22 protein-coding genes are annotated in these 21,484 nt (G+C 62.6%); 4 read left to right on the forward strand and 18 right to left on the reverse strand.

What is annotated here, in order from left to right:
- Positions 1-514 precede the first annotated feature (514 nt).
- The 4 genes from GM910_RS21770 to GM910_RS21785 all read left to right on the forward strand — a co-directional run bounded on the left by GM910_RS21770 (position 515) and on the right by GM910_RS21785 (position 5,645).
- Positions 515-1,696, forward strand: coding sequence for an acyltransferase family protein (locus GM910_RS21770; protein WP_159591349.1), 1,182 nt, complete (start codon positions 515-517; stop codon positions 1,694-1,696).
- Positions 1,697-1,715: 19 nt separating this feature from the next.
- A complete protein-coding gene (locus tag GM910_RS21775; protein ID WP_159591352.1) occupies positions 1,716-2,819 on the forward strand; it encodes a glycosyltransferase family 2 protein in 1,104 nt (367 codons plus the stop codon).
- A gap of 85 nt (positions 2,820-2,904) precedes the next feature.
- The gene (locus GM910_RS21780) at positions 2,905-3,852 is read left to right on the forward strand and encodes a glycosyltransferase family 2 protein (RefSeq protein WP_159591355.1); all 948 of its coding nucleotides are present in this window, start codon (positions 2,905-2,907) and stop codon (positions 3,850-3,852) included.
- Between the two features lie 8 nt (positions 3,853-3,860).
- Positions 3,861-5,645, forward strand: coding sequence for an ABC transporter ATP-binding protein (locus GM910_RS21785; protein ID WP_159591358.1), 1,785 nt, complete (start codon positions 3,861-3,863; stop codon positions 5,643-5,645).
- A 37-nt stretch (positions 5,646-5,682) separates the two neighbouring features.
- On the opposite strand, the gene GM910_RS21790 is transcribed toward GM910_RS21785, so the two are convergent.
- The 18 genes from GM910_RS21790 to GM910_RS21875 all read right to left on the reverse strand — a co-directional run bounded on the left by GM910_RS21790 (position 5,683) and on the right by GM910_RS21875 (position 21,468).
- The gene (locus tag GM910_RS21790; RefSeq protein ID WP_159591361.1) at positions 5,683-6,507 is read right to left on the reverse strand and encodes an ABC transporter permease; all 825 of its coding nucleotides are present in this window, start codon (positions 6,505-6,507) and stop codon (positions 5,683-5,685) included.
- Positions 6,504-7,385, reverse strand: coding sequence for an ABC transporter permease (locus GM910_RS21795; RefSeq protein WP_159591364.1), 882 nt, complete (start codon positions 7,383-7,385; stop codon positions 6,504-6,506). Before GM910_RS21795 ends, GM910_RS21790 begins: the two co-directional genes overlap by 4 nt.
- Entirely contained in the window at positions 7,378-8,445 is a 1,068-nt protein-coding gene (locus GM910_RS21800; RefSeq protein ID WP_159591367.1) for an ABC transporter ATP-binding protein, read from the reverse strand. Before GM910_RS21800 ends, GM910_RS21795 begins: the two co-directional genes overlap by 8 nt.
- A gap of 58 nt (positions 8,446-8,503) precedes the next feature.
- A complete protein-coding gene (locus GM910_RS21805; protein ID WP_159591369.1) occupies positions 8,504-9,628 on the reverse strand; it encodes an extracellular solute-binding protein in 1,125 nt (374 codons plus the stop codon).
- Between the two features lie 214 nt (positions 9,629-9,842).
- Positions 9,843-10,490: a Vgb family protein gene (locus GM910_RS21810; protein WP_159591372.1), complete on the reverse strand. Its 648-nt coding sequence runs from the start codon at positions 10,488-10,490 to the stop codon at positions 9,843-9,845.
- Positions 10,491-10,499: 9 nt separating this feature from the next.
- Positions 10,500-11,720, reverse strand: coding sequence for a helix-turn-helix domain-containing protein (locus GM910_RS21815; protein WP_159591375.1), 1,221 nt, complete (start codon positions 11,718-11,720; stop codon positions 10,500-10,502).
- Between the two features lie 277 nt (positions 11,721-11,997).
- Positions 11,998-12,753, reverse strand: coding sequence for a Crp/Fnr family transcriptional regulator (locus GM910_RS21820; RefSeq protein ID WP_159591378.1), 756 nt, complete (start codon positions 12,751-12,753; stop codon positions 11,998-12,000).
- Positions 12,750-13,370 (reverse strand): c-type cytochrome, encoded by a 621-nt coding sequence (locus GM910_RS21825; protein WP_159591381.1) that lies wholly within the window; start codon positions 13,368-13,370, stop codon positions 12,750-12,752. The genes GM910_RS21820 and GM910_RS21825 overlap by 4 nt, the downstream gene beginning before the upstream one ends.
- An 84-nt stretch (positions 13,371-13,454) precedes the next feature.
- On the reverse strand, positions 13,455-13,967 hold the full coding sequence (locus GM910_RS21830; RefSeq protein WP_159591384.1) for a copper chaperone PCu(A)C: 513 nt from the start codon (positions 13,965-13,967) through the stop codon (positions 13,455-13,457).
- A 14-nt stretch (positions 13,968-13,981) separates the two neighbouring features.
- Positions 13,982-14,581, reverse strand: a complete 600-nt coding sequence (locus GM910_RS21835) for an SCO family protein (protein WP_246226258.1) — start codon at positions 14,579-14,581, stop codon at positions 13,982-13,984.
- Between the two features lies 1 nt (position 14,582).
- Entirely contained in the window at positions 14,583-15,437 is an 855-nt protein-coding gene (locus tag GM910_RS21840) for an ABC transporter ATP-binding protein (RefSeq protein WP_159591387.1), read from the reverse strand.
- 10 nt (positions 15,438-15,447) lie between these two features.
- Positions 15,448-16,140 (reverse strand): hypothetical protein, encoded by a 693-nt coding sequence (locus GM910_RS21845; RefSeq protein WP_159591390.1) that lies wholly within the window; start codon positions 16,138-16,140, stop codon positions 15,448-15,450.
- On the reverse strand, positions 16,137-17,069 hold the full coding sequence (locus GM910_RS21850; protein WP_201285577.1) for an ABC transporter permease: 933 nt from the start codon (positions 17,067-17,069) through the stop codon (positions 16,137-16,139). The genes GM910_RS21845 and GM910_RS21850 overlap by 4 nt, the downstream gene beginning before the upstream one ends.
- Positions 17,070-17,158: 89 nt before the next feature.
- Complete coding sequence (locus GM910_RS21855) at positions 17,159-18,529, reverse strand: ABC transporter substrate-binding protein (protein WP_159591393.1); 1,371 nt, start codon at positions 18,527-18,529, stop codon at positions 17,159-17,161.
- A gap of 357 nt (positions 18,530-18,886) precedes the next feature.
- Positions 18,887-19,420 (reverse strand): TlpA family protein disulfide reductase, encoded by a 534-nt coding sequence (locus GM910_RS21860; protein ID WP_159591396.1) that lies wholly within the window; start codon positions 19,418-19,420, stop codon positions 18,887-18,889.
- Positions 19,414-20,196, reverse strand: a complete 783-nt coding sequence (locus GM910_RS21865) for a GntR family transcriptional regulator (protein ID WP_246226259.1) — start codon at positions 20,194-20,196, stop codon at positions 19,414-19,416. Before GM910_RS21865 ends, GM910_RS21860 begins: the two co-directional genes overlap by 7 nt.
- 74 nt (positions 20,197-20,270) lie before the next feature.
- The gene (locus tag GM910_RS21870; protein ID WP_159591399.1) at positions 20,271-21,227 is read right to left on the reverse strand and encodes a HEAT repeat domain-containing protein; all 957 of its coding nucleotides are present in this window, start codon (positions 21,225-21,227) and stop codon (positions 20,271-20,273) included.
- A gap of 7 nt (positions 21,228-21,234) precedes the next feature.
- Positions 21,235-21,468 carry a 4Fe-4S dicluster domain-containing protein gene (locus GM910_RS21875; RefSeq protein ID WP_159591402.1) on the reverse strand — a complete coding sequence of 78 codons (234 nt, stop codon included), beginning with the start codon at positions 21,466-21,468 and terminating at the stop codon, positions 21,235-21,237.
- Positions 21,469-21,484 lie beyond the last annotated feature (16 nt).

Here is a 21,484-nt window from a genome sequence, read left to right on the forward strand (position 1 = left end):
TATCATCGACCTCTTCACGCCGGCCGAATGCGCCAACTACTTCAGGGCCGCAGGATATGACCCGGATTAAACAGGACGTGCTCTAGTCCGCGCCTGACACCAAGCTGCGCTTTCAAGCAGCCTGGAAGCAAAGTTGAGAGCGAGGGGCCGGCCTGCGTGTCAAGCTTCTCGAGGAAGCGCTTAAGTCAACATTTCAAATTTTCTTAGCGAGATTCTGCGATTTTCATATGTGAAATTAATTAGCATGCGCTGAGATCATCTTTGGATATGGCGTTTAACTATTGGTTATTGTCAAGTAAAAATCTATTTCGATACGTCGGAAAACATGATGAACTTTGCCACATCATGGGTCCATTTGATAATGCATGCTCGATTCTCGGCTCTCGATACCTATGAATATTGCAGGCCCACGAACAAGGCGAATGATGGATTATGCGGCAGAACGCGTCTGATCGGGGAGCTGACACCATCAAGGAGTTTTCGGTCAGGTTCTGAACGCTGAGGGAACAAATCTATGTCGAATGGGCGCGACCGGCAGCTTGATGGGCTGAGGGCCATAGCTGTCACAATGGTACTGTACGCGCATTTTTTCTCGGCAGACGATTCTTATTGGGGCCACGTCGGTGTGCGCCTGTTCTTCGTCCTCAGCGGATTCCTGATTACCCGCCTTCTCCTGGACGCGCGCTCGGCGGCGGAATTTGAAGCCTTGCCCGCCCTTGAGTCGTTCTACATTCGACGGGCTCTGCGGATCTTTCCGCCATATTTCGCCATGCTGGGGTTCGTCTGGCTGATCAACCTGGAGGAGTCCAGATGGATCCTCCTCTGGCACGCGCTTTACATTTCGAACTTCTGGTACGCTCTCCAGAATGACTGGACGCCGTGGGTCCTGGTCCACACCTGGACGCTGTCCATAGAAGAGCAATTCTATGTCGTTTGGCCTTTGCTTATCCTGCTGGCGCCGCGCCACTGGATCGAGCGGATCTGCATAGCCGTCATCGTCCTGTCATTGGTGTACCGGTTCTATTGGCCCTTCACGGGGGCGCCGTCGGTAGCGCGCGATGTGCTTCCTCCGGCGTCTATGGATGTGCTGGGGGCCGGAGCGCTACTGGCTGCCTATCGATCCCGGGCCGCGGGATGGCCGCAATGGATGCGGTTGGGCTGGGCACCCCTTGCGGCCACATTCCTCCTGTTGCTGTGGTTCAGATCGGTCCAACTGACGCCGACGCAGGATTGGGTGCGCTGGATCGGAATGGAGGTATTTCCCCTCGTTCCGCTGGTCATGATCGTCGGTCTCTGTTCGGCACGGATTGAGGGCTATGCCGGCCGCCTGCTGGAGACGCGGCCGTTGGTGGCCTTTGGACGGGTCAGCTACGGCGTATACCTTTATCACGCTCTCGTGCTGGCGCTGGTCGTCAAGGCGCAGCCCTGGCTTCCGGTCAATGTCTCGGAACAGGGATTAGGCCGGTTCGCGATCGCGGGGGCGGGGACGCTGATGCTTGCTGCCGTTTCCTGGCTGTTTTTCGAAAAACCGATCAACGCGCTCAAGCGCCACTTCCCTTACGTTGCCCGGAGAGATCGCAATCCCGCGAGAGCATTCACGGGATGGCTTGGCAGGGCACAGAACCAAAGGGGCGTGGCAGCGCGGCGTGGTCCGATCGATCGCACCAAGGCCATTCCGGACCCCGATCTTCAATGAACTGATTGAAGGCTGAACCATGCCCACCCCATTGGTCTCCGTTCTGCTACCCGTCTACAATGCCGAGCCTTATCTGGCCGCCGCGCTGGAGAGCATCCTGCGCCAAGATTACGAGCGTTTGGAAATCATTGCCATCGATGATGGCTCGACCGACGGTTCGATTGAGATTCTGCGGCGGTACCAGAAAGCCGATGATCGAATTTCGATCGTCTCGCGCGAAAACCGCGGCCTGATTGCGACCTTGAACGAGGGCCTTGCCTTGGCCCAGGGCGATCTCATCGCCAGGATGGACGCCGATGACATTGCCTATCCTTCGCGCCTCTCGCGGCAGGTGGCGGTATTTGCCCAACAACCTCAGTGCGCGATCTGCGGGTCGGGTATCGACACACTCATCGGCGATCGTATCGTCAGGGGCACGGCCGATCCGCTCCATCGGCTCTGCAGCCTGCGCATACTGTCGATGTTCTTCACGATCTTCATCCACTCGACGGTCGTCTACAACAGGAAAGTCATACCGGAGAATGTATTGAGATATGATCCGCGCTATGTACACGCGGAAGATTTCGATCTTTTCAGGCGGATTACCGATCGCTTTCCGGCAACGATGATCGAAGACAGCCTGATCACCTACCGTATCCACAACGGCAGCGTCTCAAACAGGCACAAGCGGCAGATGCGCAGAACACATTTGGCGATCGTCACCGAAAATCTTGAGCAGGAAGCCCTTGCCGTCGCCCCCGGCACCTTGTGCGACCTCGGCGAGGCGGTGACCGAGGATACGGTTCGTCGGGCGGCCGAGTACATTCTCGCGCTTGAAGACAGGGTCGCGACCCAGCCTGCGGAAACAAGACCAAGCTATGAGGGAGGAACGTTGAATCTCTTTTATTTTATCTACCAGCTCATTGGCGACGAGCAGCGGCCAGAGCTGACGCATGAGTTCCTGACCCGAACGCGAAAATGGGCGCACATCCGGCGCCGTGAGAAATACGGGTTGCTCGCTGGAGCCTATGCGCCGCGGCTGAGCCTCATCTCGATCGCCGCCACCAGGCGGTTGGACGCGCTCTCGCGATATTTGCAATCAGTGCCTGCCGCCGCTGTCCTTCCTCGTTATCACATGAGCTAGAATGACTGCCGGATCTCCCCAGCCACGGAACCACACGGCGGCGCTTGCTCCAGCGGCCGCCGATCCCTCAGGGGCAGACGAACCGATGCCGCTGGCAAGCTTCATCGTGTGCACCCGCAACCGCGCCTCGTCGCTTGGTATATGCATCGGGTCAATTCAGGCGGCATGCCAATCCCATGCCGCCATCACGGCCGAACTCGTGGTTGTCGACAACGGATCCACGGACGGCACTTCGGAATATCTGGCCCGCATCGCCGCAACGTCGAGCATTGCAGTCACGCTCGTTTCCGAGCCGCGTCCGGGGTTGGCCGTCGCTCGCAATGCCGGGCTCAAGAGCGCCCGTGGCCGCATACTCGTCTTTGTCGACGATGATTGCGAGATCCACCGGGATTATCTCCGCGATCTGAAGCGGCATTACACGAGCGGCGAGAAGTGCGTTATCCGAGGCGGCGGCGTCGAACTCGGAGATCCAAAGGACCTGCCGTTCACGATCAAACGCTCGCCGGTGCGCGCACGGCTTACGCGCGATGTCCATCCTGGCGGTTTCGTACTCGGGTGCAATATGACGATGCATCGCGAGGTTGCGGCCCTTGTGGGCCGTTTCGACGAGCGCTTCGGTACCGGCGGTCCGCTACGGTCCGCAGAGGACACCGACTATCTCGTGCGAGCATATCTGCTGGGTATCCCGGTCGAATATGTGCCCGACATGACGGTTTTCCATCACCACGGCCGAAACGTTCGCCAAGCCATCGAGACGCTCCACCGAAATTACAGCCTTGGCAATGGAGGGCTTTGTCTGAAGCACATCCGCCACGCCCCCTGGCTGCTTCTCCATTTCTACTGGACCATGCGGTCGGCTTGCAAAGAGCTTGTGGGCGGTCCGCAGTTCGATCCCGAGTTGCGCCTGTCTCATTGGCCGATCGTGTTCATGAATATCCTCGGCGCCGCAAAATTCATCGGCCTGCTGTTAGCCAGGCGGCCGGAGCGCCCGGAGTTGCAACATGTCCAACAGGCAACAGTTGAGTTGAGGTGACGCCCACCATGTTGCGATTGGTACTACCAGGATCGCCGGTGCTGCGCGAGGCGCTGGGGCAACAATTGCGCCTCCTTCCGGCCGTGGTGGTTCTAGGCCTGGTCGCCGCCGCGCTCGAAGGCGTCGGCATCGGTCTGGTCATCCCCATGCTGGGCATCATCGTCGGGCATGAGGATGGCGCCCAAATGAGCGGCCTCTCCGCCTTCTTCCAGGAGGTTGGATCGGGGTTGGGCAACGGGGAACGGCTGGTCGTGATCTCCGCCGTCATCCTCGCCTTGATCGTGCTGAAGAACATCCTGGCATTTTCAAATACGGTGCTCACGACATTCATCTACGGCAAAGCAAGCCATTCCATCCGAAGCGCCCTGTCGGAACAGCTCTTGAGGGTAGGCTACCCCTTCTTCCTGCAACAGGATCCTGGCCGTCTGCTGAATGTCATTTCCAACGAGTCCTGGCGGGCCTCGGATGCGGTTCAGACTGTCCTTGGGGCGATCGTGAACGCCTCGGCTGCAATCATTCTGTTGGCCTTCCTGCTGCTCCTTTCCTGGAAGATGACGCTGCTGGTCGCGTTCGGCTTGGCCGTGGTCCAACTCGCGCATGCCGTCCTGTCGGCCAGCCTGAAGGCCCCCAGCCGCAGCGTCACCTCCCACAACAGCGCACTCGCATCGAGGATGCTCCACCTCGTGCATGCCGGGCGGCTGATCCGTATTTTCGGGCAGGAGCAACGGGAAAAGGCAGTGTTTGACGGGGCATCGGACGCGGTTCGCCATGCTGGCTTCGTCCTGCAGACCCGTCAGGGCGCGCTGCCGCTCCTGACGGAGGTTCTCCACGCGATGCTCTTCCTGGGCGTGGTTGTGGGCGCATGGTTCGTGGGTGTGAGTTTCCCGGTAATCGTGGCGTTCGTCGTCCTTCTCTACAGGCTGCAGCCGCACATGCGGTCTTTGCAAATGGCCTGGAGCCAGCTGCAGGGTTGGAGTGGGTCGATGGAAGAAGTCAGGTGGTTGCTGGACTCGTCGGACAAGCCCAAGCCGCCCGAGGGCATCATCCCCTTCCACTGCCTCAAGAAACTCGTGAAGTTCGAGGACGTGACTTTCCGGTATCCGGATTCGGGCTCCCGCGCCGTGGTGCTACATTCCGCGAGTTTCGAAATCCGCAAAGGCCGCTCGACGGCGATCATCGGCCGGTCGGGCGCCGGCAAGACGACGGTCGTGAACCTCCTTTGCCGGTTCGTGGAGCCGGATGAGGGAGTTATCCTCGTCGACGGGCTGCCCCTGAGCCAGATCGATCCAACCCATTGGCGAAGCCAGATCGCGCTGGCCAGCCAGGAGCTCGAGCTGGTCGACGGCACTATTCTGGAGAACATCACCTACGGGCAGAAGCAGGCCGCGGCCGCCGAAGCCGAGCAGGCTGCAAAACTGGCCGAGGCGCATGAGTTCATAGAAAAACTGCCCCAGGGATACCAAACCGTCGTCGGCTATCGGGGCGTCAATCTGTCGGCGGGGCAGCGGCAGCGGATTGCATTGGCAAGAGCGCTGGTCCGCGATCCCGACATCCTGATTCTGGACGAAGCCACCAACGCCGTGGATGGCCTCTCGGAGGCAGCGATTGTCGAAACGCTAAGGTCGAGGGCCGGCCGCCGCACGACGGTCGTCATCAGCCATCATCGCAGTACCATTTCGTTCTGCGACGATGTCGTCATCCTGAGCGGTGGTCGCGTAAAGGGCCAGACTCCGCTCGCCGATTTGGCATCGCTGAGCATGGACGAGCTCTATGAGCACCATGGGCTCGATTGAGTGCGCAACTGCGGGTTTTCCTTGGCCCCTTCCAGCCTTAGCCCGGCTGTTCTTCTTCCTTGCTGGCCCGCGCCGTGCGTGAGCGGCGGCGCACCGCTTCATAGGTGACGGCACCCACGATAGTCACCGCGACCATGATCAGCGCGAGCGCGTTGACGGCGGGCGTCAGCCCCGTGCGCACCTTGGTGGCGATGTAGACCGTCAGCGGCGTATCGAAGCCGCGCACGAAGAGCGTCGTGTTGTAGTTCTCGATGGACTGCAGCACCGCCAGGAACCCGGCAGCGAAGAGCGCCGGCTTGAGGAAAGGCAGGATGACACGGCGGAAAACCATGAATTTCGAGGCGCCGAGGCCGAGCGCAGCCTCCTCTTGCGTGCGGTCGAAGCGCTGTAGGCGAGCGGCCACCATCAGCATTATATAGCAGATGATGAAGCTCGATTGCGCGAGAACGATCAGGAAGACGCCGCCGCCTACGCCGAGCTGGCGCCACAGCACCAGCGTCGAAATGCCGATCACGACGCCAGGCGTCAGAAGCGGCGAGACCATGACGGCGTAGAGGAAGCTGCGGGCCCGCGCGTGGAGGCTGGTGAGCACCAGGGCCGCCGCCGTGCCGATCGGCAGTACCACCAGAACGACGAAGAAGGCGACCATGATCGAGGTCCACAGCGCGTCCCACATGCCGCGGTCGGCGGCAAGTGCGTTGAACCACTCGAGCGTCGTGCCTTGCCACGGCGTGACGGTGGGGAAGCGGCTCGTGTTGAAGGTCGCCGCGGCCATGATGGCGAGCGGGGCGAAGAGATAGACGAAGAAGGCGGCGAAATAGACGCCGAAGAGCCCTTTCATGATGCGGTCGGCGGCGCTCATTTGGCCACGTCCGTAAGGTTTACGCGGGCGATCTTGAGCGTGACGAGCACGACCGTGAGGCAGAGCACGAGCAGCACCAGCGCATAAGCTGCACCGCGGTTCCAGTCGCCGCCCTCGAAGAACCAGTTGTAGATGATCTCCGTGAACCAGCGGCTGCCCGGCGCGCCGAGAAGCGCGGGCGCCACATAGCTGCCGGCGGCCAGCATGAAGGTGAAGACACAGCCCGTGGCGATGCCCGCCTTGGCGTGCGGGATGACGACCCGCCAATGGGTGCGCCAGACGGAGGCGCCGAGGTCGCGCGCTGCCTCGATCTGCGATTTTTCGAGCGATTCGATGGCATTGTAGATCGGGAAGAGCATGAAGAGAATGTAGGCGTAGGTCATGCCCGCCAGAACGCCGCCGTCGCCATACCAGCGCACAGGCTCGTCGATGATGCCGAGGGCAAGGAGAGCCGCGTTGAGCGGCCCGCGGAAGGCGAGCAGGATGTACCAGGCGAGCGTGCGCAGCACCTCGTTGATCCAGAAGGGGATGGTGAGCGCGAGGATGGCGATGGCTGTCTGGTTGGGCGTGGCGTTTTGCGCCAGCCAGTAGGCAAGGGGATAGCAGACCATCAGTGTGACGAAGGCCACCAGCGCGCTCGCCCAAACGGTCTTGAAGAAGATGGCGCGGTGCACGCCCTCATTGGCAAGGTAGAGGACGTTGCTCAGCGAATAGACGTCGCGCGGGCCGCCAATGTCCGCAGGCGGCAGGTTGGGCCGCAGCGCATAGTCGATCATCATCACATTGGGTGCCAGCACCATACCGGCTAGCCACGCGGCGACCAACGCAAGAAAGACGGTGCCGAGCCCACCTCCGAAGCGCTTGTAAAGCTCAGCCATCGGGCAGCACCACCGCATTGGCGCTTTGGAAGGCGAAGGAGGCGCGCGTGCCGATCTCCGGCGCCTCGCCGAGTTCCGTGCTGGCAATCGAGGCGGTGAGCCGGCTGCCATCTTCCAACGTGCCATGGGCGAGCGCGAAGGCGCCCTCAAAATCGATGCGCTCGATGGTGGCCATCAGCCGATTCTCGCCCCGCGTCTTATGCTGCAGCGCCTCCGGGCGGACATAGAGCCTGGCTGCCGCCCCTGCGGAGAGGCCGTCGCCGGCGCGGCCGCTGAGCGGCCCGAAAGCGCTCTCGACCGTGGCGATGCCGTTCTCGATGGCTGCGACCCTGCCGGTGATCGCGTTCGTTTCGCCAACGAAACGGGCAACGAAGGGCGTGGCGGGATTGTCGTAAAGCTCGCGCGGCGCCCCCACCTGCTGCAGCACGCCTTCGCTCATCACCGCCACGCGGTCGGACATGGCAAGCGCCTCCGACTGGTCGTGGGTGATGTAGATGAAGGTGACGCCCGTGCGCTTCTGCAGGGCGCGCAGTTCCGCCCGCATATGCTGGCGCAGCTTCAGGTCGAGCGCGGATAGGGGCTCGTCGAGCAGCAGAACCTGAGGCTCAACCGCGAGAGCGCGGGCAATCGCCACGCGCTGGCGCTGCCCGCCGGAAAGCTCGCCCGGCATGCGATCACCGAAACCTTCCAGCGCCACCAGCTTGAGCAGGTCGTTCGCCTTCTTGCGCCGCTCCGTCTTGGCGACGCCGCGCGCCTCCAGGCCGAAGGCGATGTTTTCCCATACAGGCATTAGCGGGAAGAGGGCGAGCGACTGGAAGATCATGGCCGTGGGGCGCTGGTCGGGGCCGAGGCCCTTCATATCGCGTCCGCCGATCAGCACCGTTCCTTCGGTCGGTTCGAGGAAGCCCGCGACGATGCGCAGAATGGTCGTCTTGCCGCAGCCCGACGGCCCGAGAATGGAGAAGAACTCGCCGCCTTCCACGGTGAAGGAGACGTCCGTGACAGCGCGGGTCTGGCCGAAGGCCATGCCGACGTTCCGCAGCTCTACCGAATGCGACATTGTTGCCCGATGAGTGAGAAGGGGCGGGCGAAGGGGTTCGCCCACCCCGAAACATGTGTCAGGCCGAGAGGAACCGGTCCTGATATTCGTTGCGCTTGGCCACGAACCAGCTTTCCTGGATCGGCCACCACCACAGCTTCTCCAGCGCGTCGCCCGGATAGGCGGCGGCGAAGAATGCCTTGGCCTCGTCGGAGGTCAAATCGGCCGCGCCCACGGCGGTGGAATTGATGGAGGTGGCGTTGGTGTACATGGCGCCGGCTTCCGGCGTCAGGAACCAGTTGATGAAGGCGTAGGCCTGCTCAATGTTCTCGGCACCTGACGGGATCGCGACACCCTCCATCCAGGTGAGCGCGCCTTCCTTCGGCGCGATGAAGCCGATGGGCAGCCCCTCCTTGGCAAGGGCGGCCGCCGTCGAATCCCAGGTCTGGCCGATGGCGCAGCCATTGACGCGGAAGGCGCCCTGCGCCTCGTTCTCGTTGTTCCAGAACTGGGCGACATTGGCCTTGCGGGCGATGGCTTCCTCGAGAATGACGTCGTAGATCTGCGTCATGTTCTCTTCCGACTTGAAGGCCTCGACCATGGGCATGGGAAGCTTCCCTTCGCCCTCCAGCCACAGGCCGATGCCGACGAGGCCGGAATGGCCGCGCACGGTTGCCTTCCCAGCCATCTCCGGCTTCCAGATGTCGCCGTAGGAAGCGGTGCCGTATTCCAGCGGCGCCTGCTCCTTGTCGAAGGACAGCGCTTCCGTGCCCCAGTCGGTGGGCACCTGGTAGCGCTTGCCGTCTATAACAGCGCCGAGATTCTCGGAGTTCGACCAGGCGCTGGGCAGGCACTTGTCGACATCGACCTTGGTTTCGTCGATCGGCTGCACGAGGCCGAACTCGACGTAGTTCGGCACGCGGTCGACCGTCGGCCAGATGATGTCGAAGCCGACGCCGTTGTTGGCGCGCAGCTGGTTAAGAAGCTCGTCATTGGTGCCGTAAGGCGTGAATCTGGCCTTGATGCCGGTGGCATCCTCGAACGCCGCCAGCATCTCGTCGTTGAGATAGCCCGCCCAAGCGAAGATATTGACGCTACCCGATGAACCCTGCGCGTAGGTGCGCGAGATGTATGGTGCCGCCAGCGAAAGCCCGGCTGCGGAAGCCGCACCCTTGATGAACGCACGCCGTTTGACCAGTGTCATGTGAATTCTCCCCAGTTTCCGTTGCCCTGATTGTGCGCAGCGGTATGCCCTGCATGTTACATGTGGATGAAGGTACGGCAACGGAAAAGCGGACACTGGATCAGTGGATTGCAGCCCCGGCCCGATGGTCGGGAAGGAATGAGATGTTCGAAGCGCATACCATATGCGCGCGCCACATGCTCGACAGGGTAGGCGGCCCACGGAAGCAAGAAGATCAGCTTCTCGCGCTTCGCCTGGGCCGGCGGACGGTTCTCACCATCCCACTGTTTCCGCCTCCACAGAAAAACCGATCGCCGCCGTCGGACTCGAGCCCCGATACGCCCACTCCAGGCGGCATCTCGATCCTCTCGAGGACCTCTCCCGTTTGCGGATCGATTTGCCTCAACTCGCTCTCGTCACCCTCCCATGTGCCGTGCCAGAGCTCGTTGTCGAGCCAGGTAACTCCGGTGACGAAGCGGTTGGACTCGATGGTGCGGAGGATCGCCCCCGTCTGGGGATCGATTTGATGGATTTTCCGATCCCGATACTGCCCCACCCAGAGCGTCCCTTCGGCCCAAGCGAGCCCCGAGTCACCGCCGCCGCCAGGCGCCGGGATGGTGGCGAGCACATTGCCGGTCTTCGGGTCGATCTTCTGGATGCGTTCCTCGGCGATTTGAAACAGGTGCTGGCCGTCGAAGGCCGTTCCCGCATGCGCGGCGACATCGAGCGAACGCAGCATCTTCTCGCTCGCCGGATCGAAGGCGTTCAATTTGTCTCCGGACGCAAACCAGACTTGCCGACCGTCAAACGTAACCCCACCCACGCTGTCGACACCCGGAAAGGGTCCATATTCACTAAGGATTTCGGCCGCTGATCGTTTCATGCTTCCATCCTATACGCTCGATAGCGGAGCGGGGAGTAACAATGTCGTCGGGAATCCCGGCACGGGCGGGGTCATCCAACGACGCGCTCGTCCGCGACCATACGACTGCACTTTGCCCGCCGCCGCAAGTTGCTCGAGTGCCCGCTGCACGGTCCGCTGGCTGGCGCCGAGCGCGATCGCCAGAGCCGAGCTCGACCATGACTCGCCATCGGCGAGAAGGGCAAGCACCGCCGCATACTCCCCTTCCACGGGCGGCGCCAACACGACAAACTCGCTTGCGCCGCGCGGCACCAGCTTAAATCCTCGCTTCGTCGCGCTCACCCCGGCCAGCGTCCGAAGCTCCGCACGAAGCCGTCCGATTTCGACTCGCAGCCGTGCACGGTGCGATTCATCGGCATGCTTCGCTCGAAACGCCCGCGCGAGGAGTATGCCCCTCGGCACGTCTCCGGGCCATGCTTCGCCCAGCGCGCGTGCGAGTGCGAACAATACGGGGCGCGTCGCAAGCAAGATCACCGTGCCTGCGTTCCGTACGACATGACGGCACGCGTCTACGACGAGCGCCTCCGAGGCCAGCAAGGCTTCGACTTCCTCGAGCAGGAGGAGTCGCTCCTCGCCGCGCGCCATCAGGCGGGCCGCGGGCGCATTCAGGGCGAGGGATGCGTTTTCAACCTCCGCCGTCAGCGCAGGGATACCCGCCTGCCGCGCGGCGCGCTCGGCCCGAGCGAGCGCTGCCCGCGCCGCCTTCGTCCGGATGCGCCGCATAGCGATCCCCGCGACGACCAGCTCATGGGCGGCCCGCGATGCGGGCGGGAAGGGCGCGAAGTCGAGCTCGGCGAGCCCACGCTCGGCCTCGTCGAGGCGCCCGATCAGGAGCAGGCGCCGGACCTCGAGATACTGCGCATACGCGGCGTTCACCGGGTCGCCGTGCGCTTCGAGCGTCGCCCGCGCCTTCCCGAGCGCCTTCTGAGGCCATCCGAGGTCACGTGAGACGAGCGCGATCTCGGCCTCGGCGACGACGCACCGCGCGCGGGCGACGGCCTCTTTCGGGCCGAAGGCGCGCGCCGCGCGCCGCAGGAGGGTCTTCGCGCGAACGAGATCGCCGAGCTGCGCCATTGCGATGCCTCGAAGCGCGAGCGCGGGCGCGTCCTCGCGCAGGGCGACCCGGTTCAGTGCGCCCAGCGGATCACCCGCTGCGAGCGCGCGCGCCGCGGCCGTGATCAGCGAGTCCATCCGAATCCCGCCACCTTGTCACTCCCACTGTTTGATGTGCCGCTCCCCACCCGGACGATATCAGGATCGACAACTGGAAATAGGGTCCCATCGAGCAACCGGGCCAGTCAACTGGCTGACCTGACTGCTCGACCGGAGTCGATCGCTCGCGCCACGGGTCGACACGCGATCCAATCTTATCCGACGTTCTATCGTTCAGACAGGCTTCCGGTTTGCAACATGAACCCCAAAGCCCTGCCAACGAAAAAGACGGCTTCACAGTGGCATGAGGCACATCCTAAACGCTCTCCGTCAGCCCGTGCAGCATGTCATATTGCTCGATAACGATCCGCTGGCGGCTGATCGAGATGAGGCCCCGTTTCTGGAACTTGTCGAGCGTCATCGTCACCCATTGCCGCGTCGCACCGACAATGTTGGCCAGTTCGTCATGGGTGATCTTCCTGTCGATGTGGAGCCGATTGCCGTCCCGCCGGCCGTGGGTGTCGGCGAAGATGATTAGGAGATAAGCAAGCCTCTCGACGACCGAGCGCGTGCCCAGCATCTGCACGAGGGCTGAATAGCATTTGCCCTTGGCCACCAGCCCGTTGATCAGGCAGACCGCGAATTGTGGCATGCTTTCCACGAGACGGCGGATATTCGCCCCGGTCAGGAAGAGGAGCCGTGCGTCCTCCTGCACGTCGGCCGACCAGATGTGGGCGCCGCCGCCGAACACTTCCGGCCCGCCGACGAAATGACCGGACGTCCAGATGGCGAGCGTGATCTCACGACCGGAAGGGCCGACATAGAAAGTGCGCACGATGCCGCTTTCGATGAGCCAGATGCCGTTGTGGGTATCCCCCTGAAAGAAGACGCCTTCGCCGCGCCGTGCGGAGCATGGAGTGCCAGCTGCGCGCAACCGGGAGAGCTCGGCAGGGCTCAGGCGATCGAGGAACCCGGCGCCCTCGTCGAGATCCATCTGGATTTCGCTCAGATAGACGGCGGATCTGCGGTCGTCATCGCTGCGCGTGTCGGACGAATTTTCCGTAAGCATCATTTGAAATCCCTCTCTCGCCGCTCGGTCGCTGCCAGATAATCCGCCAACGCCTCCCGCTCGGCCGGCTTGAGTGCCGCTGCAACTGTCTGCATGATCCCGTCCGGATCGTTGCTCCTCATCCCGTCGGCGAAATCGGAAAGCTGCTTGACGAGATAGTCGCGATGCTGCGCCTCGAGCCGTGGCGCATCGATGCCGGTCGGCCGCGCTGATGGGCCGTGGCAGTCGGCGCAGGCTCCCAGCGCAGACCGGCCGTGCAGGAACAGTTCCCTGCCTTGCTCAAATCGGGGTCCCTTTTTCGGCGCGGGTGGAGGTGGTGGCTGTTCGGCGAAATAGGTGGCAATCCTCGCCAGCGCTCCCGCCTCTATTTCCATCGTGACTGTTTCCATCTGCCCGCCATCGTTGCGCCGACGGCCGTGGCGGAAGTCGCGGAACTGTTTCTCGATGTAGTCCGGGCGCTGCCCGGCGAGATGTGGGAACCTCGGCATGGGGCTTACGCCCTCCAGACCGTGACAAAGCCCACAAACCTCCCAGGGCTCCATGCCGCTCGTGTCCACCATATCGGCTCTGGCGATACTGGCGGTCAGGCACAGAACAATGAGCGCCGGCAGCCACTTCATACGGCCCGCTCCGCCTTGCTGGGCGGTCCGGTTGTTCGGGAGGTGCGGGCGGCCTTCGTCAACATCATTCGTTCATGGCCGTCATTAGGATTTCGGTATCGCCGTATCGTACCGGTGATGCTGGTGCTGGCCGCTTGCTTTGCGCACAGGCGCTTCGAAGAAAAGGCTCGTCCCGTCCGCGAAGAGAAGGCGGAGAGGGAGCAGTTCCCCCTGACGATGATGCTCGGCCCCCGTTAGCATCAGGTGCAACCCTTGTGGGCTGAAAGAAACGCGTTGGCCGGGTGGCACAGTGAGCTGTTCGACTGTCGCCATGCTGGTCAGCCCGCCGGCCGTCGACGTTTCGTGAATAGCGACGCCCGTAATGCCGGGGCTTTCGGCGCCGATGATGACCAGCGGAGCGGCGCTGCCATTGATAAGCTCGAAATAAACGCTGCGGGTATTCACGCCCGGAACGCTGGCCGGCGACCATGCCTGCCGAACCTCGACGCCCGCCGCAGTGACAACTGGGCGGGCGCCATGATCGTGAGCGGCGACGGGAAGGAGCATCATGGCCGAGAGGATTACCGCGAGCACTGCCGCCAATTTCCGTGATTGCATGTCGCGCCTCCGGCTCAGTTGGTGCCTTCCACTCCACGAAGGAGTAGGTGTAGGTAGTTGGCTGTGTCGTGGGGATGGAAGGGCGGCGTGATCTTGGCCTTCACCGCGCCATCCGGATCGATCACGGCGACGGCGGCGCTATGCACAACATCGTAGGAATCATCGTCGTCACTCTTCTTCTCCAGTCGGTAGTAAGCGTCCAGGCCATGCGCGAAGCGGGCGATCTCGCCGGGCTCGCCGGTGACGCCGACAAAGGACAGGTCGAAATGCGCCACATAGTCAGCCAGCACCGGCCGGTCGCGATCCGGGTCGACGGCTAGGAAGACGATCTGCGGCAGCCGCTCCGGTGGGAGAAGCAGCGACAGCTCGCTTCTCACCGCTTCCAGATTAGCGAGCGTGAACGGACACACGTCTGGGCAATGGGTGAAGCCCAGGAAGACCAGCGACCACCGGTCCATCAGGTCTTCGCGGGTAAAGGGCTCGCCCCGATGATCGATGAGCTCGAAGTCACCGACCGGGGAGGGCTTATCGAGAGTGACGCCCTTCACGTCCTGCGCATGGACGGGTGCCACGACAAGGATGGCCAGGGCCAGAAGAAGCGCTCGCATCACCATATCACCGATCCTGCTGCTCGAAAGCTTTAAGGCTCTCCGACCGGATCTGTTCTAGGCACTGCTTCTTGAGCTGCATGAAATCCGGTGCAGTTGCCATCTTCGCCAGGCGCGGGCGGGGGAGCGGCACGGCGAGGTCGGCGATTACAGAGCCTGGGCTGGCGCTCATCACCAGCACGCGGTCGGCGAGGAAGATCGCTTCGTCGACATCATGCGTTACGAAGACAACCGTTGTGCCGAACTCGCTCCAGATCTTCAGGAGGTTCTCCTGCATCATCAGGCGGGTCTGGGCATCGAGCGCGCCGAAGGGTTCGTCCATCAGGAGCACGCTCGGATAGTTGGCGAGCGCCCGCGCTATGCCGACGCGCTGCTGCATGCCGCCGGAAAGCTCGGCAGGATATCTGTCGGCAAACCTGGTCAGGCCGACCATCTCAAGGAAGGTGTTGGCAATGGAACTGCACTCGGTGTGGCCGCGACCGGCTACCATGGGGCCGAAGGCGATGTTGTTGCGGATAGTCTTCCATGGAAACAGCGAATATTGCTGGAACACCATGCCGCGATCCGGCCCCGGCTCCTTCACCGTCTCGCCGTCGACCAGGACCGTGCCCGCACTCGGCTTGACATAGCCGGCAACGCAGTTGAGCAGCGTGGATTTTCCGCATCCGGAGGGGCCGAGAAGGCAGACGAATTGGCCCGGCGGGATGTCGAGCGAGGTCTCCTTCACGGCCTGTTGGGCATCCGCGCCATGGCCGAAGCGGACGGTGACGTCCTTGATTTCCACGTGGCCACGCCCGCCGCTCTTGCCGCCGTAGCGTTTCGCCTTGCTGTGCCTTTCAAGCGATACAACCTGGACATTCATGCTCGATACCTCACGGACCATATGGATTGCCAATGGCGAGGCCTCTCGCCCCGCGCGCTGCGAATGTTTTTTCGGGAGCTGCCGCAAGGATGACGGCCAGGACCAGGAGGAGGAAGCCGGCAGCCGAAAGCCATGGGCCGGCCGGCTCCAACCAGAGTGCCAGGGGCACGTTGAGGCCTACCATGGTGAGGCCGACGACCCAGGAAGGCTCCGCGCAAGCCCCCACCCAATGCATGCTGGCTGAAGTAAACGCGACGAGCAGCGCCCCGGCGGCAGCCAGGCTGACGATGGACCGGCGCAATCCGGAGCCGCTACCGCGGCGCTGATCCAAAAGCAGGACAAAGACGGTAGCGACGAGGAAGCCCAGTGCCAGAACCACCAGTATCTTGGAAGGCATGACGCTGAATGCCCATTCGGCAATGCCGCGGCCGAAATCGCGGTTCATGTAGCCAGCCTCCAACAGCCACTCGTCGGCAGCGATCGACAGGCTGTCGGAAAGCGATGGGGTGGACGAAAAGATCGTCCAGAGGTTCTTCGGCCAGTTATAGCCGGTCCAATAGTTCGGGAAGTTGCCGAATGTGACGGTGAGCGCGGTCAGTTGGACCACATGCTGGAGGAGAACGACGCCGATTGCGATCCCAGCCCACAGGGCGAAACGGCCGGAGATGGCCCTGGAAATGGTCGTTGCCCGGCCGGCCTTCATCTAGCTCTCCTCTGCCAGGCAAGGAACGGTCGCATGAAGAGCCTGACGGCATAGGTGGAGAGCGTCCCCAGCCCGCCGATGACAAGCATGCCGACGACGATATCGGGATAATTGATGAGGGAATAGGCGTTCCAGGTGAAGTAGCCGATGCCGTACTGGCCAGAGATGATCTCGCCGGCCAGAAGCGAGAACCAGCTCACGCCCATGCCGATGGCAAGCCCCGCCGCAATGCTGGGTAGGGCGGCTGGCAGGACGACGTGCCACAATATCTGTAGGCGCGAGGCGCCCAGCGATCTCGCCGCCCGCACCAGCACCTCCGGCGTCTGCTCGACGCCGTGCAGCGTGTTGAGAACTATCGGGAAAAGCGCCCCGAGGAAGGTGATGTAGATGATCGAGGACTCCTCCGTCGGCCACATCAGGATGGCGAGCGGAATCCAGGCGACGGCGGGGATCGGGCGCAGGATTTCGATATAAGGGTAGATGGCGGCGCGGGCGATACGTGAGCGCGCCATGACGACGCCGGCGGTGATGCCGAGGACGGCCGCCAGCAGATAGCCCGTCATGATGCGCTGCATGGAGACGCCGATGTGGATGTAGAAATCCTGCGTCGCGAGGTGGGCAAGGAAGGAACTGCCCACCCGGACAGGCGAGGGGACGTTCTCGAAATCGATGTAGAAGTCGAGCTTGTAGAGCGTGACGAGATGCCAGAGCACCAGGCCGGCAAGCAGCGCCCCCAGGCTGATCGCCATGGTAGGGCCGTGGCTTCGAAGCAGGCCCCAGGCAGCCGCCGCAAGACTTGCTCCAGGCGCCCGGTCACGTCCTGTTCCAGACGGGATCGGCCGCGCCGCCTGCATTCCGCCGACATCTTCGGCGCCGGTATCGCCGGTCTCTGGCATCTCCAATTCATTGGCGTGAGCTTTTGCGGACATGACGCTTATCTGTTCCCCTGTCATGAATGGCTTTTTGTGCTGTCCGGAGGCGCCGGCCCGGGGACCGGCATCCCAAAAGGCTCTTGCCGTCAGTCGGTCGGAGCAAAGGCGGCCACGGCGTCCGCCATGTCGATCACCTCGCCGCCGGCCTCCGCCGCATAGGCATCAGCTTCCGGCTTTCGCATGAAGGTCTCGTAGCCGCCATCGGGCGTGTGCACGAAGAAGGCGGTCTTGCCGAAAAGCTTCAGCCCCGTCTCCATGTCGTAGACATAGGTGGCGTTGAGCTTGGCGCCCGTGGCTTCGAATTCGGCCACCGCCTTAAGGAATTCAGGCATGGTGCCATAGGTCGAGATGCCGTCGCGCGCATGCCATATCTCGTTGGGCAGCCCTGCATTGGCATCGGCAGGGTCGATGACCGCCGCCTTGTCCGCCGCGTAGTCAAGGTCCATCTCGGCGTAGGCCGCTTTCACAAAGTCCTCGGTGATCCAGGCGTCGAAGTCGAGCGGCGGGATTGCCTGCTCGCGCTCCAGAACACTGTGATCGAGTTTCAGCGCCTCGACCCATTCGTCCTTGATGGTCGGGTCGAGCGTCAGGTGGCCACCCTTGGAGAAATAGATGTAGAGGACTTCCTTCTCGACACCGGTCCATTTCTCCATCTGCTCGACGGCGTTCAAGGGATCGGCCTTGATCCAATCACCCGCATCTATGACCGCCTTCACGAAGGCCGTGACAACTTCCGGATACTCCTGGGCAAAGTCTTCGCGGACGACGACACCGTGAAGATAGGGGACGCCCGTCTCGCTGCCGTCATAGATCTTGCGGCCCGTGCCGCGAAATTCCATCAGCTCCGACCAGGGGCAGAAATCTGCATGGGCGTCGATCTTGCCGGCGGCGATATTGGCGGCCCCGACAGCAGGACTCTGGTTCCTGAGCGAAATCTGCTCCACGCCGATATCGGAGTCCTGTAGCGCTTTCAGCAGCATGCCCCACGCGGCCGAGCCAACCGGGGTGGAAACCGCTTTGCCCTTCAGGTCATCGAAACTGTAGATGTCGGAAGCGACCGGAACGACCACGGCATTGCCGCTGCCCTTCAGATTGTAGCCGGTGCCGGCCACGTAGAGGGTTCGCAGGGACTCCGTCTCTTGAAACTTGGCACCGTTGACGATCAGCGGGTAGTCGCCCATCACGCCGATGTTCAGCTTGTTGGCGAGCATCTGGTTGGTAATGGGCCCGCCCGAGGTATAGTCGCTCCAGCTTATGTTGTAGGTCACATCGGCATAGGCCCCCTCCGTTGGGAGATGCTTTTCCAGTAGCTGAAGTTCCTTGACGACGATGCCAGCCATATAGGTGTCGGTGCACATGCTTTGATGCCCAATGGCGATGTCGATCGTCTTGGCAAAAGCCGGAAGTGAGACTGTCAGCGCGAGCCCGAGCCCGAGCACAAGCGAACGATGTTTCATTGGCTGCTCCTCAGTGCCTGTTTGTCTTAAGCCACCACAAGCAACGCAATTCCCATGCCAGTTCCGGATATGCGGGGCTGGAAGGTCACATAAAGTATTGGTTTTATAGGGGAATCCTGATGCTGCAGCGCAAAATTCAGTCCCCAGTTTGGGTGCTGCTGCGAAATTGGAGCCTATGCCGAATGCAGATGCTTGCTGAATCAACAGGAAGCATGGGCAAGAACTAATACAAGTTCAGCTGCTCGACTTGCGTCGAGTTGCAAACATGACCGACGAAGCAACCGGAAAAACGGCAGAATTCGTCAGTCCTGTTCTTCAAGTGTCGTGATATTTGCGTCCGGAGCCGGACGATTTCGATCAGGAGGCGCCGAGCTTCAGAAGCTGGTCGCGGATGGCGGGGCTGTCCCATTCGAGGCTGCCCATCACCGCATAGCGCACCTGGCCGGCGGGATCGAGTACATAGCTGACCGGCAGCCCGCGAATATGCCAGGCTGAGGCGAGGCTGCTTGCAAGGTCGGTGAGAACCGACAGCCCATCATCGTCGATCTGGTCAAGGAACCTGCCGATGCGCTCGGAAGTGTCGCCGAGATTGACCGCGAGGATGGCGAACCGCTCGGCCGGCAGTTGGCGGCTAAGCCGGGCGAGGGATGGTATCTCCGCACGGCAGGGCGGGCACCAAGCCGCCCAGAAAGCGACGACGGTCACCTTGCCTCGATAGTCGGCCAAGCGGTGGAGCTTTCCGCCGAGATCGGGAATGTCAAGGCTCGGCCCCTCCAGCGACGCCGGAACCTCCACGAGCGCGGAAGCGGCCGCGGATCGGGGGAGGATGGCGAGCGGACACGCCGCGGCGGCCAGCCGGAGGAACTGCCGTCTGCCGATCACCCCTACCATCGCGGCACCCTTAGCTTGAACCGATGGGATTCAGCGCGGCCGAAGAGGTATTCGAAGTCGATAGGCCGGCATCTTTGGTCATAGGTCAGCCGCTCGATGCGGATCAGCTTTTCGCCCGCGTCGAGTCCTAGCTGGTCGCGCACCTTTGGCTCCGGCAACACAACATCCATCACGATATCGGCAAAGCCGATTTCGACGCTGAGCGAGGTCTCGATCAGCTTGAATATGTCGACATTGGCCAGATCGAGACCAAGCAGCGATTCACCGATCTCGAGTGGGAAGAAGCTGACGTCCATGGACATCGTCACGTTCGCGGCAATTCGCAGGCGCTCGATCTTGATGACCGGTGCGCCACGCTCCAGCTGCAGGGCCTGCGCCACTTCCGGCGGGGCCTTGATCCGGCCGGCGCTTAGCACCTGAGAGCGCGTCACAACGCCGAGCGGAGCCATGATCTCGCCAAACCCCTGGAGACGGCCGAGATCCTGGGTCGCCTGCAGGTTCCGCACCACATGGCCCTTGCCCTGATGACCATCCACGAGCTGTGCCTCTCGCAGGAGGTCGAGCGCCATCCGCACGGTAACCCGGCTGACTCCGAAGCGCTTCGCCAATTCGTTCTCGCTCGGCAGGCAGGTGCCGGGCCGATACTCGCCCGCAAGAATGCCGCGCATCAGCTCATCCTTGACCTTCCTGTATTTCGGAACCCGGCCGACCTGTTGCAGCGCGGCGCGACGAAGCGTCATCGGCCGTGCCTGCTCTGCGGCCATCAACGATGCCATTGCCAATGCTCCTTCCTGGGTAAGCCTCGCTACCTGGGTCGAACAAAATACGACGGTGGCGGCCGATCGCCTCCTTAGCCGGCGATACGGCTCAGCGCCCACCGCACATTCTTGCGTACATCCGGATCAGCATCATCAACAAGCTTCTCGAGATAGACAAGCGCGGCGCCGTCGGCGATCTCGCCGAGCGCGGCGGCGGCCTCCTTCCTCAGATTGCCGATCTGATGATTGAGAGCCGGCGCTATGGCGTGGACGGCCTTGGCGGCCTTCAACTGCCCGAGGCTGCGAACAGCCTTCAGCCGAACCTGCCAGAAGGCGTCGTCAAGCTTGACCATGAGCGGATCGACTGCCTGGCGAAAGCCGGACCTGCCAAGCACCTCGGCAGCCGTCTCGCGAACTGCCCAGTCCTCGTCGCGCAAGGCGCCGATGAGCGCGTCGGCGACATGGGGCGATGCGGAAAAGGCGAGGGCTCCCACCGCCGTGCGCCTGACCTCGGGGGAGGTGTCGCGGCAGCGGCCGATCAACGCCGGCAGGGCCTCGTCGGGCTTCAAGTAGGCGACCACGCCGATAGCCTGCACACGGACCTCAGGTTCGGGGTCGCTCAGCGCCTTGAGCCCGCTCGCCAGCGCATCCGGGTTACGCAATTCCTTGAGACCGCGAAGCGCGCCGGCGCGCACGAGCGCACTTTCATGCTGGGTGAGCGGCAGGATCGGCACGGCGGCCTGTGGGTCCTTCATCTCGGCGAGACTATCGGCCGCCGCTTGCGCGACGCGCAGATCGCTGTCCTGCAGTCCGATGGTGAGGGCGGCTGCCGTTTCCGCCCCGTCGAACTCCCCGAGTGCAATGGCCGCCTGCAGCCGCACTTCGGCGCTGCCATCCTTGAGCGCGTTGCCTATATGGGCGATGGCTTCGGGTGCGGCCGTGTCGGCCAGTTCCATCACCGTGACGCGGCGGACGGCGGGGTCGTCGTCTGTCAGCCCGACCGCCAGATCCTCGACATCGCTGAAATTCTCGAAGGGTTGAAGCGTCATGCCGCCCTCACTTCAGGAGATAGGGGATATTGACGGTGACGGCGCCGGTCGGGCAATCCGCCTCGCAAGGCATGCAGTACCAGCACTCGTCATATTTCATGTACGCCTTGCCGGTCAGGTCGCTGATCCTCAGGACGTCGAGCGGGCAGACATCGACGCAGACCGTGCAGCCCTTATCGGCGATGCACTTTCCCTCGTCTACGACGACGGGGACGGATGTGGCTGTGTTGGCTAGCGGCATCGTTCTCGAACTCCGG

It is taken from the genome of Chelativorans xinjiangensis, from assembly GCF_009812055.1.
Lineage (GTDB): Bacteria > Pseudomonadota > Alphaproteobacteria > Rhizobiales > Rhizobiaceae > Chelativorans > Chelativorans xinjiangense.